Origin of the sequence: Lysinibacillus sp. FSL R7-0073, assembly GCF_038009065.1 — a bacterium.
GTDB classification, from domain to species: domain Bacteria; phylum Bacillota; class Bacilli; order Bacillales_A; family Planococcaceae; genus Lysinibacillus; species Lysinibacillus fusiformis.
In genome coordinates this window covers 742,446-756,697 of record NZ_JBBPAS010000001.1, presented here as the reverse complement: position 1 = coordinate 756,697, position 14,252 = coordinate 742,446, and the positions used below count along the sequence as shown (strand labels likewise).

Sequence of the window (14,252 nt, the reverse complement as noted above, 5' to 3'; positions counted from 1 at the left end):
TTGCTTTGATTATGACACGATGCCCATCTTACAGCTAGGGGAATAAGTAACATATTTTACCGTTGAACAGCCTAATTTATGACTATTTAGTGATAATTTTTAGCGGATGATTCTGTCTTAAAGAAAAGAGACCATCTTGGTGGATGGTCTCTAATAGTGTCTAAATTTGTCCGCTGTTTCCCTGACCAAATTGCTGTTGTCGATTAATGCGAATAACTTCCTTCCATGTATCTCGGAATTCCGTCACTAACACTTCTACTTCTTCAATAATGGCTACATCATTTTGAATATTCGCTTCGACTAAACGATGATTCATATATTCGTAAAGAGGTAGCATTTGTTTCGAAATCTCAATATCCATATTAAGCGTTGCCATTAATTCACTTATAATTGCCTGTGCCTTAATAAGATTTGTATTTTTTTCTTGGATATTTTTTTCTTGAATAGCTTGTTTCGCCTTATTCAAGAATTTCAAACATCCATTATAAAGCATTAACGTCAGCTCTCCTGGAGAAGCAGTGGTTACACTATTTTGTTTGTACGCATTTTGTGCTGTTAAATTTGCTGCCAATAAAGGACAACTCCTTTGAAAGGTTACTTATTTACTAGTTTAAACCATTTTCCGAAGAAAAGCTATTTGATCAATTACTCCCAAGCGTAATTGTGACGGGATTTCGAATTGTGCGATCACAATTCACTCTTTTTAAAATCCCTGACATCCGCTGGGGCTTTATCTTCCATTCAGATGGTGGCTTCCACCACGCTGAATGGAGATAAAATGTTAATTCTTTTTGTCATAATACATGCCATCCATCACACGAACATTCGAGTAAGGATTGTAATATTGCTGTTCGCTTTTTTTCGTTTTTTGAAGGTTTGCCATATCTTGCTTTACAGCTTCCATGACATCAGCCAATTTTTGTTTAATACCATTATCTAATTCGAGCAAGGTATTATGAACACGATTTTGATTATCGTAACGGAAGCCTTCTTGAGTTAAATTTCCAATCATTTGTCCACGTTTGTCCAACATGCTATTGATACTGTCAATATATTCATCACGATCTTCACCTTTGGGTATATCGCCCAGAAGTTTAAACAAATTAGCGGATACTTGCAGTAGTTGTTCTATTGGTTGCATATAATTCTCCTACTCTAGTTTATTGTTGCATGAACATACTAGATTGCTGATTGGCTTTGTTTATAGCCTGCTCCATGGATGTAAATTGTTTCCAATATCGTGCTTCGATGTCTTTAAGCTTCATTTTCCACGTATCGATGCGCTTTCCTGCATCAATTAAGCTCTTTCCGATCGAATATTCCGAATCCGTCATTGTCGCGCGACCAGCTTTTTTCTCAATAGAAACTTCAAACGATTTCATTGAATCACGTAATTTGTCTAAATAGCCACGCGTATCGACCTCTTTACCATCTACTACATCGGCCTTTTTTCCATCGCTATTTTTAAATAGCTTTTCTACTGCATCTGGATCTGCTTCTATTGCTTCACGTAATTTTTTCTCATCAATTTGCAATGTGCCGCCTTCATTGTAATTTTTTGATGTGGTAATACCAATACTAAATAACGTCTTATATTTGGAATCTTCCATTCCCGGATTTGATTGATAGACTAAGGAACGCATATCTGCTAAACCTTGTCGAATAAGTGTATCACTTCGAAGTAACCCACTCTTCGCTTTTTCTTCCCAAAGTTTAATTTCGCTCTCTGTCATGTCCTCTTTTTGCTCGTCTGTTAATGGAGCATAGTCTCGATATTTAGATTCTTTCGTTTGATCTGTAAAGTCTTTCACTAAAGCGTTATACGTTTTCACAAAATCTGTAATCTTTGTCATCATGTCATCTACGTTTGTAGTAGAAGTTAATATAACCGGATTTTCTGTAGCACCTGGGATATCTGTAACTTTACCTGGATCACCAGATGTATAGTCATTTCCAAATTGTTTTTTATAAGACTCCTTAAAATCTTCTTCCGCTTTTGTTTGGCGATTTACAAGCGTTGTATGCTCATTTTCAGCAATGTTTTTAGCTGCAAGCTTTGCATTATGATCCACTTGAGTTGATGCTAAATTCGTCATGTTATCAATATCACTGTCTGATAGCTGACGTAAAGTCGATTTTTGATTATCGTTTAATTTCGATAACTTTTCCGCTAATGCTTTTTGCTCATCAGTTCCGTTTTCTTTCCAATCAGCAATTTTATTATTAAAGTCTTCTTCAGAAGTAGGTAAACCTTTTACTAAAGCTTTTTCTGTATCTGTCAGACCATTTAAGAATGATGTACCTAATGTATTGTACATCGATTGAGCTGATAATCCTTGTAATTTTTCATAATCAAGAGAGCCAATCGCTTTAAATTGATCGAAATTAATATTCGTATCTTTTAACTTAGCTTTTAAATCTGTATCTGTAGAATCATCATTTAACCAAGTTTCAAATTCTTCTTTATTAGCAAACTCTTTACCAGCAATTGTTTGTGCTTCCGCTTCTGTTAAACTGCGCGCAAACTGTGGGTTACCAATTTTATTAAATGTTGTTTTATCGGCATTTGACAGCTCTACTGTACCAAATAAAACATTTTTTGCAGCATCATAATCTGCTTTTGCTGTATCGTAAGCACCCATTGCAGTATTTTTCGCTGCAAGTGCATCAGCAATCTTTTGAGCATATTCGGCAGAAGTTGTATTTTTCCATTCTGTATAAGCTGCATTATAGCGTTCTGCAGTTGATTGGGCACCGTTAAACGTTGATTTTAGCGTGATGTTATAGCCATTAATTGAAACCGTATTTGTCGAACGCTCTGTTGCGATACCGTTTACTTGGAAAATTGCGTTTTTACCTTCACGAATTGATGCACCTTCACCTTCAGTAAGCTTCAGCCCTGATGTATCTCCAGTAATCTCAAGACTACCTTTACCTGTATTTTTTGAAGTAAATGAGAAGCGACCATTTTCAAACACTGCGGATACACCAGCACCGCTTTCATTCACTTTTTTCACGAAATCATCTACTGTCATATCTTCAGTAATTTTGATTTTTGTCGTTTCTTTAGCCATCGTTCCGTCAGCTTGAACTGCCCTAAATTCAATTGTGTCTGATGCTAATTCCTTCATTTTTGTTGAGCCAGTCGCATTAACTTGACCGCCCGTAATACGGCCTGCTTCTGCTAATTGTGAAACACCATCAATAGATAATGTTCCCGTTGCTTTACCTGTTGCTGTTGCAGAAACGAAGCTTGAATTTGAGCTTGCAGCTGTTTTTGAATTTAAAGTTTTTAAAACTAAATTATCTGCAATATACGTATCAAATGTTTTTAGCTTTGTGTTGACACTACGGTACGCGTCTCGTTGCCATTCATATGTTGTTTTCTTTTGAAATAACTTATTTAAAGGGGCTTTCTCTGCAGACATTAGTTTTTTTACTAACTCATCGATGTCCATTCCGGACGCTAATCCACCAATTCGCATTACCATACTATTTTCCTCCTTATATTAAACCATTTTAAATTTTTTCATCTACAATCATGCCAAGCATTTTTTGCATTTCATAAAATGCGTCTAAAAGCTTTCTCGGCGGAATTTCTTTAACTACCTTATCTGTATCACGATTTACTACCGTCACATAATAACGTTCTAGGCCTTCATGATACATAAATTTCGAGGCGCTATTATTCACTTCCAGCATTTCATTCATCTTATTAACTGCCTCTTGAACCTTTGCCTTCGTTTCTTCGATATTATCAGCAGGCTGAACTTGTATCGTCGAGGTTACATCTGTCATTTGTTTTTTAGTAGTTTCACTTCCTTGCTTCACTACGTTCTCAGTGACAGGTGAATTCGACATGTTGATTGGCTTTGCCGTAGCAGCATCAAAATTCGTATTGCTTGATATACGCATGCTCTCCATCCTCCTTGAATCTAATACAGGCGCTTTCTGTTTATAATATCGGATTAAAAAAAAAGAATTTCAGTTTTTCTGGGAATCATCAAAAAAAAACTGAAATTCTTATTTTTAAGATTACTTATGTATGGTAAAGAGGAGTCAGTTAAATTGAAATACACTTTTTATTCTATCAATGAATATATCTTATCGTACTCGTGAGCCTTTCAATAACTGAATCATTTTCTTTTTATACGCCTCTACCCTTGGTTAATTAAATGGATTCATTTCAAGTAAGCTCGCCACAAAAAACATCATCAAATAGCCAACTTGATATGCATCAAGATTCGGCAATGCTATTTTAATAACAGGCACGCCTCCCTCTTCATGGGCAAGTGCAACACCGTCTTTGGATATTGCATTCAACTTCCTCTAAAGAACGTCCACTAAATAATTCCAGACATCTTTATTATACGAAACAATTGGAATCTTGATACAACTCCATCTTGAATAAACTAACCAATCGCATGTAAATCTGTTGAAGGATATAAACCTTTGTGCTCTTTTCCATCACTTTTTTCAAATAGTCGTCACCATTAATGAAGCTTGTTTAGGAATGGTTGGAAGGTGGCTAATAATTCTACACTGTATCCCTGTTTATATATCTAATAGTGTACTAAAGCATACTGATAAGCATCATTATTAGTTACCCCATCACTTGAAAAATCGTTTTCTACTTGCAGCCATCCGCGTAAAAACGCTTCAGTATCAACTCCTGCTACAGAAATAGGTAATAATCCGGCCCGGAAAAATAATAGTAACTTTACCCATATTTCCCCTTTCATTCTAAACAAAATTTTCAATCGTAACTATATTTTCATTGATACTATTCTTAGATTCCATACATATGCTAACGATAAATTCACTATAATGCCATGTAACAATATTTGGCTGTTCAAATACATCGAACGAATCTAACTCAGCGTCCAAACCCGTTCCTAACCATTTCAAAAATGCTTCTTTTTTGGTCCATACTTCAAAAAAGCGAGTATTACGCACATACTCGCTTTCTGAGGATAAAATATACCGTTGCTCATTTTCCGTAAAAAATTTTTCAACAATTCTTCTATTCCATTTTCGCACTCTCTCAATATCAATCCCTACATTTTCCAAAGCAACTATCGCAATAATTGCCCCTTTCGTATGCGAAACATTATAATGCAAACCTTGATTATTTAGTAGAAATGGCTTTCCTGAAGAACCTACTCGAATATGTATTTGCTCTTCTGACATTGCATATTTATATTTTAAAATATATTCAATAAATTGTGTGGATGATATTTTAGATGAATGTTTCAATAAAAATATAGCTGTCATCTCTATTCAATCCTTACTCAAATACTTAAATTCATGTAAATATCCTGCCTCACCATGCCCGGGGAAGATAATCATATTGGACGACAATGATTTTAAAAAAGGGTATGTAATTTCTTCGTATTGCTTTTTGCTACCACCTGGAAGCCTTGTAATGATAGGTTTGTCTTTTATTAAGCTATCACCCGTGAAAACATATTTGTTATCTACAATCAGGCAAATACTCCCTTCAGAATGCCCAGGTGTTTTAATGATTTCAATCCGATGCCTCCCCCATTCTAGATAAAAGGGCTCTTGAAAAATTTCATCAGCTTGGCATATAAAAGGCTCCACATGAATAACTTGTTCTCTTATTTGTTGAGAAGAAAAAGATAACAAAGTAGTAAAATGGGCAGAAGCGTTTTTTTTAGGATTACCTAAATTATTTGCACACTCTTCAATTGCCATTACAGTACATTTGAATGACTTTCGTAGCCAATTAACACCAGAAATATGATCATAGTGCTCGTGTGTTAAAATAACTATAAGCTCTTCTACATTAGACTTATTTAATAACTCCATTGCTTCGTCGTTAATAGCAGGATCTATAACCATCACTTGAGTATCTGAAAGCCATATATACATCTTAGAATCTATTGGTGCAAACGAATAACTATACAATTCACTATTAGCAATCTGAAACAAGCATTTCACAAAAATCCATTCCTCCAAGTTCTATTGTCATAGCTCCCCAAGTTAATCCAGATCCAAATGCAGATAAGCAACAGTTATATTTATTTTCAAGAAGCGTTGTATTTAAGTTATACACCATATTAATAGGAATAGTCGAACCACTAGAATTTCCAAAATTTTCAACGATATTCATTGGCATTTTTCCATATGGTATTTCTAACTTCTCCGCTAGTTTTTTTAACATGAATTTATTGGGTTGATGGAATAAAAACCAATCAATATCATCTTTAGTATTTTGACTAACTTCTAATATTTCTTCAATCAATGGTGGTACCTCAGTTTGCACAAATGTAAAAACTTCTGAACCGTTCATCTTCAAATTATCTAAACTTCGTAAATTACCGTCTTGATCCTCGTCTCTCTCAAACGCTGTTTCTGCCGAATACGCTAAACGTGAGCCACCTGCTGGAATAATTAACGCATCTTTACCTTTCCCATCATTGTAGAAATGAAAATAAATATCTTTAGCAGTTTTATCGTTTTCGAGAATAGAAATACCTGCAGCATCTCCAATTAAAGGATAGCTATTCCTATCCTTTGGAGAAACCTTTTTACTTAATGTATCAGTTGTAAATAAGACAACTTTTTTATCACCTAGATGTTCTAGCAACATAAAGGATTGCATTAATCCGTATAAATACGCTGTACAACCTTGGTTAATATCAATACATAAAATATCCTTTGGTAAATCAAAATGTCCTTGAATAATATTACTTACAGGTGGAATGAGGTGATCTGGTGTGCAGGTAACCACAACAATCGCACCAATCTCTTCTTTAGTCAATAAATTATTTTCAAACAGATACTCCAACCCAAACACACACAAATCCGAACTAGATGTAGTGCTTTTTACTGTGTGGTGCTTGTCATAGCCCATAATCTTTTTTAAGCGCAAAGTTTGTTTTTCAGGAAAAGTATAATTTTGGACTTCATCCTCAAATTTAATCCCATTTTGAGGAAGAATGCCTAAGACGCCTGTTATTTTCTTTCCTCTAAAAATGGTTTTCATACTGTTCCTCCATTTTTACGTATTACATTAGTAATCGCCTCAACGCTACCGAAATTTTCTGGTAGTATGTCCAATGCATCTATAAAAATATCAAATTTCTCTTCTAGTTCGGTTACTAATGACACAATATCGAAAGAATCCAGCATCCCATCCACAATAAAATCTTCACTAGAGCTAAAATCAAATTCTGGTTTAATATCTACTAAAATCGATAAAATTTTATCCATTATTCCTATTACCTCCTACTTCCCTTATACTATCTAATTTGATTGCTCTTCCATTTTTATTAATTAAAATATAGTCTTCTTGTTCATTAAAGACGATATTCGGTAATTCCTCATGATAATCTTGTAAAGTTGCTTTTCTCCATGTGTAAATCTTCTCATTATATTTTACCTTAGGGTGCCCCATAGTACGCAAAGCACCATAATCCATGGCTCGTATAAAAGCCCATATTTTATTGATGCCCCATGAAAAATCTAAAAATCCATCATTAGGGATTTTTTTTGATAAGTGTAGCTTACTTGAATGAATAGTCGGCTGCTTATATCGTGTAGCACATTCTTCTAATAATGGGCCAATAATTGCTTTAAACGTATCTAATGCTATTTGATTTTGTAACTTTAATAAAGAAAGTGCCGTCATCGTTTCATGTAATTTTATTTCCTTTTGAGCAATTATATCGCCGGTATCAATTCCTCTATCGACAAAATGCCAAGTAACGCCAGTTAAAGGCTCTTGTTCGTACAATACCCATGATTCCGCATTTCTCCCTCGATGATTTGGCAAAAGGGCATTATGATAATTTATTATAGATAAATTTTCTTTTCGAATTATTTCGGTAGGAATCAAATAATTACAGACAACTAAGCAAACTAAACTTTTTTTGGTAGTCTCTAACAATTTGGTAAATATAGTTTCTTTATCTACATCCATATAGCTCACATTCAGTCCTGAATATTTATTCATTTTAGACATTTCAGTAAAATTAGAGTCATACATTATTATTGGTAGACCTGTTTTTTGTAAAATTTTTACACATTCAGAAGTCATTGTTCCGGACCCAATAACAACGACTTGTTCAAACTCACTTTTAATCATAAACTTCCCTCAATTTTAAGCGATCAATTTTACCATTTGTATTTCTTGGCAGCTCTTCTAGTTGGATAAATTTATTAGGGAACATATATTTCGGGAACACTTTACTTAACGCTTCTCTAAATTCTTTAACTGTAATAGTTTTATCAGATTCAAAATAAAATTTAATTTGCTTTTTGTCAAAGTCATAAACAGCACAACCGTTTTCCACTAAATTTAATGTATTAATAATTACATGTTCAATTTCTCCTAGTTCAATGCGATAACCTGAGTGCTTAATTAAAGAGTCTTTTCTGCCCTTAAAAATAATTTCTTCATTTTCATTTATTAAAGCAATATCTCCCGTACGATAAATAAGCTCTGGGTAAGAATTATTTAATGGATTTTGTACAAATGCTACAGCAGTCTTTTCAGGATTATTATAATACCCCATAGCTAGAGAAGTCCCTCTTACACAAAGTTCGCCTTCTTCATTGATTCCACACAGTTTGTTATCTTCATTGAGTATAAACACATCTGTATTTTTGCATGCTCGACCAATTGGTATAGGCTCATCATCCTGTAGTTCTCTATCAATAATATAGTATGTACAGTCTAATGTGATTTCGATTGGACCATATAAATTTATAAATTTTGCATTCCCAAGATACTTTCGCCAATAATTCAATTGTTTTGTCGGGAACACTTCCCCTGCAAACCAAACGGATTTCAAATATGATAAAGGTATTTTTTCTAATAAATTCAGATTAGCTATGTTTACCATTATCGTAGGAACCCAAAAGATAAATGATACTAGGTTCTGCTCAAGCAATTGCAAAAGCTTTACAGGAAATGCAGAAAACCCCTCCGGTACAATGACAATCTGATTGCCTAAACTCATCATCATACATAATTCAAAGCTATAAATATCAAATACTAGAGGTGACAAGCTTCCGATTACTTCATTTTCAGTTATCCCTGTCTCTTCAATAGCCCACTCTGTAAAATCAATAAAGCTACGGTGGTTTAGTACAACACCCTTAGGCACTCCTGTAGATCCAGATGTATTAATAATACATAACGGATCTGTGTCAATAATTGCACTCAAAGTTTTATCAATTTGTTTCTGGGAATAATGAATTTCATCAAAATCAAAGGCATCCAAATTAATGATTTTTTCATTTGGCCAAATAGTATTTAATAGGTCAATATATTTTTGATTTGTTATGATGAGTTCTGGTTGTATTAATTGTAATATATTAGCTATTCTTTGTTGAGGCGATTTAACATCTAAATTCATATAAGCATTGCCTGCATAAAGAATCGCCACATCAGCAACTATTGACTCAATTTGCTTATCTAAAAAAACCGCTACTGGCTTACGAATAACCCCATCACAACTATATTTAATAAGAGTTGCGTATTTTTTAGCAAGTTCTGATAGTTCATAGAAAGATAATTCACGCTCTACCTCTTTAATAGCTATTTTATTAGGTTGTTTCGCCACTTCACGTTCAAAGTAATCTAATAGATTAATAATCATTCTCCATTCCACCTTAATCTATAAAAATATAATCTCCTAAATTCACTTGGTATATTTTCATATTATCAACAAGAAATAATACGCTCTCCATCTTTACCTTTCGTATATTCATAAATCAAATCTTCTTGCTTATATGGTTGCTCCAAAAAATAATGAACATTATTTTCTATTTTTTCTTTTATTTCTCTATAAGCATCTTCTTCTGAGATACATGTTATAGGATTATTTCCTAAAGTAGTCTTCTTTAACATCCCTTTTTCAAATAAATAATCTCCAAAGTAATATGAACACGCTGGTTTTACACCCGCACAAGATGCATATAAACTATACTGATCTTCATATTGATTCCCATCTGCATCTACAACTACACCTTCAAAAGGCATAGAAAATCTGTATGGAACTTTTAAAATTTCTTCCATATAGTGAATATAAGTGAAACATTCGCCTATTTCGGCACCAAAGAACAAGAATTTTACATTCTTCTGTTTATGTACCATATCATAACCACTATTAACTCCCAAAGAACTTTTCCCGATACTATCAAATAGCTGTTTGTTTTCGCCTACAACTATCATTGATAGCAATGGATCTTTAGAACGTATTGCCTCTGGCTGCTTACGAACATACTCATTTAAGGCGCCCATATACGTTTTACTATTATTCACATCATAAATTTCCTTATTACAAAAACTAAATGTAAAAGTAGGAAATACCATTGTTTTTACATTCAACTCTTTTAATATTTCATATAAATAAGATAAATATTCTTTTCTCTTTATACCTGATTCTAATGTACCGAATGTAATATCTGTATGAATAAATAATAAGTCACATTCATGTGCACCGACTTCTTTTAATTTATTTAATATATCCTCTGTTGTATACGAGATGCCATTATTATCTTTAAATAATTTAATTTTTTTCATAGTAATCCTCCATCCGCATAAAGGTTTCTTCCTGTAATAAATTTAGACATATCACTTAATAAAAATGCACAGACACTAGCGATATCATCTGGTTGTCCAACTCCTAATAAAGAACGATTTACTACATTTTGAAAATGTTCTTCATTGCCGTGTTCTTCCAATGTTTTTTGTACCATTTCAGTCATAATGTTACCTGCAATTATGCCATTTATACGAATATTTTTATTTGCTAATTCAAATGCTAAACTATGTATCGATGCATTCACTGCCGCTTTTGAACCAATATACGCCGTTTCGTATGCTCTTGGTTGTACAGAAAGAATAGATGAAATCCCTACAATACTCCCACCACTAGAATGCTTCTTTTTAGAATATTGTCTTACTAGCTCGATAAATGTAAAAAAGTTAGTTTCCATTGCTTCTGCTAGCCTTTTTTTACTTAGACCTTTTAATGGCATTACAGACGGGATACCTGCACAATGTACTAAACCATTTAGTTTAATTCCATCACTATTACTTTCATTGAACATTTCAGTTAAATCTTCTTGTTCAACTAAATCTGTCACAACTATTTTATGTGAATGACCACTTAACATTGATACAGTGTCCTGCAGCCTTTTCTCATTGCGTCCGTTTAATACTAATTGTGCCCCTAGTTTAGACAAATAAATAGCTGTTGCTCTACCAATTCCGGACGAGGCACCAGTAATTAGTATTTTCTTGTTTGAAAAATCTAATGGGTTAAATTGATTATTTTCCAAGGTAAGCCTCCTCATAATAGTTATCTGTATAAATCATCGGTAAAACATCTTTGCCTTCAACCTCAAATGAAATTATTCCCCATGATAAACCAATACCAAAGCCTGATGATATTAATTTTACGTTTTTAGAAATATTTTCTAGATCACACAAATCAACAATAGTCATAGGTATACTGGCCCCATTAGTATTACCATATCGATCGATAGAGATTGGTAATTTTTCTGGTTGCACTTTAATTTTTTTCCCTATATGTTTCAGCATAAATAAATTTGCTTGATGCAAAATACAATAGTCAAAATCATCTATATGTTTATCAAAAGTATTGAAGAATTGCTTGAAGATTTTTGGTATTTCTTTAATCGTAAACTCAAAAACTTCTGAACCTTCCATTTCAGGTTTAGTAATCTCCCAATAGGATTCTTCTTCTTTTAATACCCTTCTTGTCCCAGCTCCCGGTGTTATAAGACTAGTATAGCCTTCTCCATTCGCGTTCAAAATACCTTGAACTGTATTTTCACCACGTTCAACAATTGTCGCTGATCCAGCATCACCGAATAACATTTGATCTTTAATTTCAGTTACTGGATTTTTTCTTAAAATATCTCCAACTAATAATAAAACTCTATCTACAGCTCCACTTTGAATTAAACTTGATGCCAAAAACATTCCGTATACATAACCTGAGCATCCCAAATTCACATCTAAGCACATACATGATTTAGCTAACCCCAATCTTTTTTGAAGTATATGGGATGTTGCAGGTTGAATATAATCTGGAGTTTGAGAAATAAATATAAGCGCATCTATACTTTCGCTATCATGTTCTTTATGCTTTAAAAGCTTACTTGCTGCTTCATAACATAAATCTGATGTTGTCTGTTTGCTATGAGATACATATCTTTTTTTCACACCTGTATTCTCAATAAATTTTTTCACTTCTAAATCACCGAGTGTACTTGAGTATGTATCATTATCTACAACATTTTTTGGAACTGCACAAGCAATTCCAGAAATACAAATATTACTAAAGTTAGCCGTTGCCATGTTTTATAGCCTCCTCAAAATTGGATTCAACTAAACCTACCCGCATCATAATATAAATTTCTTCCAGTCATATATTTTGAAGCGTTACTTAATAAAAAGGCTGTTGCTAATCCAACATCAGAGGGATTTATTAAGCCTAAAAATTGTTGATTAATTAATTGTTCTGTGGCTCCAACTACAATTTCAGTATCAGTCATACCAGGTAATAACGCATTTATTCTAATATTTTTCATTGCCAGCTCATGAGCCAGAGCTTGAACTGAAGCATTCATGGCGGCTTTAGACGCTGAGTAAATCGTTTGGCACTTTTCAGGCTGTACACTTGCTATAGACGAAATCGCTACAATACTACCGCCATTTGAATACTTTTTCTTTTCATAATGTTTAACCATTTCAATAAAAGCATAATAGTTAACATCCATAACTTGGCGTAATTTCTCACGCTTTAATTGTTGCAATGGAATTGTCGGTATTACACCAGCACTATGAACTAATCCATCAAGCTTAATACCATCTTCAACTGCCTTTTCATAAATCATTTTAATTATTCCTTGATCACATAAGTCTCCCGAAATAATAAAATGATCCCCTCCCTTTAGAGATGTTAACGTTTCGTTTAAGCGTCTCTCATCCCTTCCGATTAGCACAATTTTCGCACCCAATTCAGCTAATGATTTTGCAATTGCTCGGCCTATACCTGAAGAAGCACCTGTTACAAGGATTTTTTTATTTGTAAGTTCAAGAGGATTAAGAATTACGTTATTGTCCACTATAAGCCTCCTTATAATAGGCATCTGTATAAATTATTGGTAATACATCTGACTTGTTCACTTCAAAATTCATTACTCCCCACGATAGTCCAATACCAAATCCAGAAGTAATTAATTTTAATCTTTCTGGCACTTCCTGCGTTTCACAAATATCGGCAATCCCTAGTGGAATAGATGCACTACTTGTATTTCCATAACGATCAATTGAAATTGGCATTTTTTCTGTTGGTAACTTTATTTTCTTTGCAATATGCTTTAACATGAAACGATTTGCCTGATGGAATACACAATAATCATAATCATTAATTTCTCCACCATAGATTTCAAAAAACTCTTTAAATGCCTTCGGAATTTCTGAAATCGTAAATTCAAATACTTGATCGCCGTGCATTTCTCCCTTAATGTCTTCAAAATAATTTAGAGGTTCCTTAATAGGATTTCTATGTGACCCTTTAGGCGAAATAATTGCGCCATAACCCGCGCCATCTGACTTTAATAAACATTGAATTTCATCCTGACCAGCCTCAATTAAAGTAGCTGTTCCCGCATCACCAAATAACATTTTATCCTTTGCCTTTAATTCGGGATTATATCCTCCTGTGTCACCTGCTAGGAAAAGTACACGTTTTATTGATCCTTTTTGTAATAGCGTTGCAGCTAAATACAACCCATATACATAACCTGAACACCCTAAGTTCACATCAAAAGCAATACAATTTTGTGTCAAACCTAATCGTTTATGTAATACATGTGAAGTTGCAGGCATAATATAATCTGGAGATTGCGACAAAAATATAATGGCGTCAATACTGTCCTTTTCAATTTGTTTATGTGCAATTAATTTTTCAGCAGCTACATAACATAAATCAGAAGTTGTCTGCTTTTCTGACGTATAATGATATTTTTCTACCCCTGTTGTTTTCGTGAATTTTTTTATCTCTGCTTCTTCTAACTCTCCTTTAAAATCCATGATATATCTAACATTTTGAGGTACTGCACTTGCAATTCCACTCACTTGAACATTATTAAAAGTTGCTATCGCCACAACTATCAACCTACCTTTAGATTTAATTTCGATACTACTGTAATTCGTTTATTTACTATAAAAAAGTGCACTT

Annotated in this window: 17 protein-coding genes; all 17 read right to left on the bottom strand. The window is 33.6% G+C overall.

Annotation, left to right across the window (positions count from 1 at the left end; genetic code table 11):
* Positions 1-160: 160 nt before the first annotated feature.
* On the bottom strand, positions 161-571 hold the full coding sequence (gene fliS / locus MKY88_RS03580) for a flagellar export chaperone FliS (RefSeq protein ID WP_328203208.1): 411 nt from the start codon (positions 569-571) through the stop codon (positions 161-163).
* A 210-nt stretch (positions 572-781) separates the two neighbouring features.
* Positions 782-1,141, bottom strand: coding sequence for a flagellar protein FliT (locus MKY88_RS03575; RefSeq protein WP_328203211.1), 360 nt, complete (start codon positions 1,139-1,141; stop codon positions 782-784).
* A 19-nt stretch (positions 1,142-1,160) separates the two neighbouring features.
* A complete protein-coding gene (gene fliD / locus MKY88_RS03570; protein WP_340813014.1) occupies positions 1,161-3,491 on the bottom strand; it encodes a flagellar filament capping protein FliD in 2,331 nt (776 codons plus the stop codon).
* A 28-nt stretch (positions 3,492-3,519) separates the two neighbouring features.
* Entirely contained in the window at positions 3,520-3,915 is a 396-nt protein-coding gene (locus MKY88_RS03565; protein ID WP_328203217.1) for a flagellar protein FlaG, read from the bottom strand.
* A 252-nt stretch (positions 3,916-4,167) separates the two neighbouring features.
* Positions 4,168-4,323 (bottom strand): hypothetical protein, encoded by a 156-nt coding sequence (locus tag MKY88_RS03560; protein WP_340813013.1) that lies wholly within the window; start codon positions 4,321-4,323, stop codon positions 4,168-4,170.
* A gap of 239 nt (positions 4,324-4,562) precedes the next feature.
* Entirely contained in the window at positions 4,563-4,751 is a 189-nt protein-coding gene (locus MKY88_RS03555) for a hypothetical protein (protein WP_340813012.1), read from the bottom strand.
* Positions 4,744-5,274, bottom strand: a complete 531-nt coding sequence (locus MKY88_RS03550) for a 4'-phosphopantetheinyl transferase family protein (RefSeq protein WP_328203220.1) — start codon at positions 5,272-5,274, stop codon at positions 4,744-4,746. The genes MKY88_RS03555 and MKY88_RS03550 overlap by 8 nt, the downstream gene beginning before the upstream one ends.
* A 6-nt stretch (positions 5,275-5,280) precedes the next feature.
* On the bottom strand, positions 5,281-5,964 hold the full coding sequence (locus MKY88_RS03545) for an MBL fold metallo-hydrolase (RefSeq protein ID WP_328203223.1): 684 nt from the start codon (positions 5,962-5,964) through the stop codon (positions 5,281-5,283).
* Complete coding sequence (locus MKY88_RS03540; protein ID WP_328203225.1) at positions 5,939-7,012, bottom strand: 3-oxoacyl-ACP synthase III family protein; 1,074 nt, start codon at positions 7,010-7,012, stop codon at positions 5,939-5,941. The genes MKY88_RS03545 and MKY88_RS03540 overlap by 26 nt, the downstream gene beginning before the upstream one ends.
* The gene (locus MKY88_RS03535) at positions 7,009-7,239 is read right to left on the bottom strand and encodes an acyl carrier protein (RefSeq protein WP_328203228.1); all 231 of its coding nucleotides are present in this window, start codon (positions 7,237-7,239) and stop codon (positions 7,009-7,011) included. The genes MKY88_RS03540 and MKY88_RS03535 overlap by 4 nt, the downstream gene beginning before the upstream one ends.
* Positions 7,232-8,113 (bottom strand): formyltransferase family protein, encoded by an 882-nt coding sequence (locus MKY88_RS03530; protein ID WP_340813011.1) that lies wholly within the window; start codon positions 8,111-8,113, stop codon positions 7,232-7,234. Before MKY88_RS03530 ends, MKY88_RS03535 begins: the two co-directional genes overlap by 8 nt.
* On the bottom strand, positions 8,106-9,632 hold the full coding sequence (locus tag MKY88_RS03525) for an amino acid adenylation domain-containing protein (protein ID WP_328203232.1): 1,527 nt from the start codon (positions 9,630-9,632) through the stop codon (positions 8,106-8,108). The genes MKY88_RS03530 and MKY88_RS03525 overlap by 8 nt, the downstream gene beginning before the upstream one ends.
* A 65-nt stretch (positions 9,633-9,697) precedes the next feature.
* Entirely contained in the window at positions 9,698-10,558 is an 861-nt protein-coding gene (locus tag MKY88_RS03520; protein WP_328203234.1) for an AAC(3) family N-acetyltransferase, read from the bottom strand.
* The gene (locus MKY88_RS03515) at positions 10,555-11,319 is read right to left on the bottom strand and encodes an SDR family NAD(P)-dependent oxidoreductase (protein WP_328203236.1); all 765 of its coding nucleotides are present in this window, start codon (positions 11,317-11,319) and stop codon (positions 10,555-10,557) included. The genes MKY88_RS03520 and MKY88_RS03515 overlap by 4 nt, the downstream gene beginning before the upstream one ends.
* On the bottom strand, positions 11,309-12,364 hold the full coding sequence (locus tag MKY88_RS03510; RefSeq protein WP_340813010.1) for a 3-oxoacyl-ACP synthase III family protein: 1,056 nt from the start codon (positions 12,362-12,364) through the stop codon (positions 11,309-11,311). Before MKY88_RS03510 ends, MKY88_RS03515 begins: the two co-directional genes overlap by 11 nt.
* A 26-nt stretch (positions 12,365-12,390) precedes the next feature.
* Complete coding sequence (locus MKY88_RS03505) at positions 12,391-13,134, bottom strand: SDR family NAD(P)-dependent oxidoreductase (protein WP_328203240.1); 744 nt, start codon at positions 13,132-13,134, stop codon at positions 12,391-12,393.
* Positions 13,124-14,179 carry a 3-oxoacyl-ACP synthase III family protein gene (locus MKY88_RS03500; protein ID WP_340813009.1) on the bottom strand — a complete coding sequence of 352 codons (1,056 nt, stop codon included), beginning with the start codon at positions 14,177-14,179 and terminating at the stop codon, positions 13,124-13,126. Before MKY88_RS03500 ends, MKY88_RS03505 begins: the two co-directional genes overlap by 11 nt.
* Between the last annotated feature and the right edge of the window lie 73 nt (positions 14,180-14,252).

Bases quoted from the DNA above. Each gene is read 5' to 3' on its own strand.
- MKY88_RS03575 (WP_328203211.1), bottom strand. From the start codon at position 1,141: ATGCAACCAATAGAACAACTACTGCAAGTATCCGCTAATTTGTTTAAA.
- fliD (WP_340813014.1), bottom strand. From the start codon at position 3,491: ATGGTAATGCGAATTGGTGGATTAGCGTCCGGAATGGACATCGATGAG.
- MKY88_RS03565 (WP_328203217.1), bottom strand. From the start codon at position 3,915: ATGCGTATATCAAGCAATACGAATTTTGATGCTGCTACGGCAAAGCCA.
- MKY88_RS03550 (WP_328203220.1), bottom strand. From the start codon at position 5,274: ATGACAGCTATATTTTTATTGAAACATTCATCTAAAATATCATCCACA.
- MKY88_RS03540 (WP_328203225.1), bottom strand. From the start codon at position 7,012: ATGAAAACCATTTTTAGAGGAAAGAAAATAACAGGCGTCTTAGGCATT.
- MKY88_RS03535 (WP_328203228.1), bottom strand. From the start codon at position 7,239: ATGGATAAAATTTTATCGATTTTAGTAGATATTAAACCAGAATTTGAT.
- MKY88_RS03530 (WP_340813011.1), bottom strand. From the start codon at position 8,113: ATGATTAAAAGTGAGTTTGAACAAGTCGTTGTTATTGGGTCCGGAACA.
- MKY88_RS03525 (WP_328203232.1), bottom strand. From the start codon at position 9,632: ATGATTATTAATCTATTAGATTACTTTGAACGTGAAGTGGCGAAACAA.
- MKY88_RS03520 (WP_328203234.1), bottom strand. From the start codon at position 10,558: ATGAAAAAAATTAAATTATTTAAAGATAATAATGGCATCTCGTATACA.
- MKY88_RS03510 (WP_340813010.1), bottom strand. From the start codon at position 12,364: ATGGCAACGGCTAACTTTAGTAATATTTGTATTTCTGGAATTGCTTGT.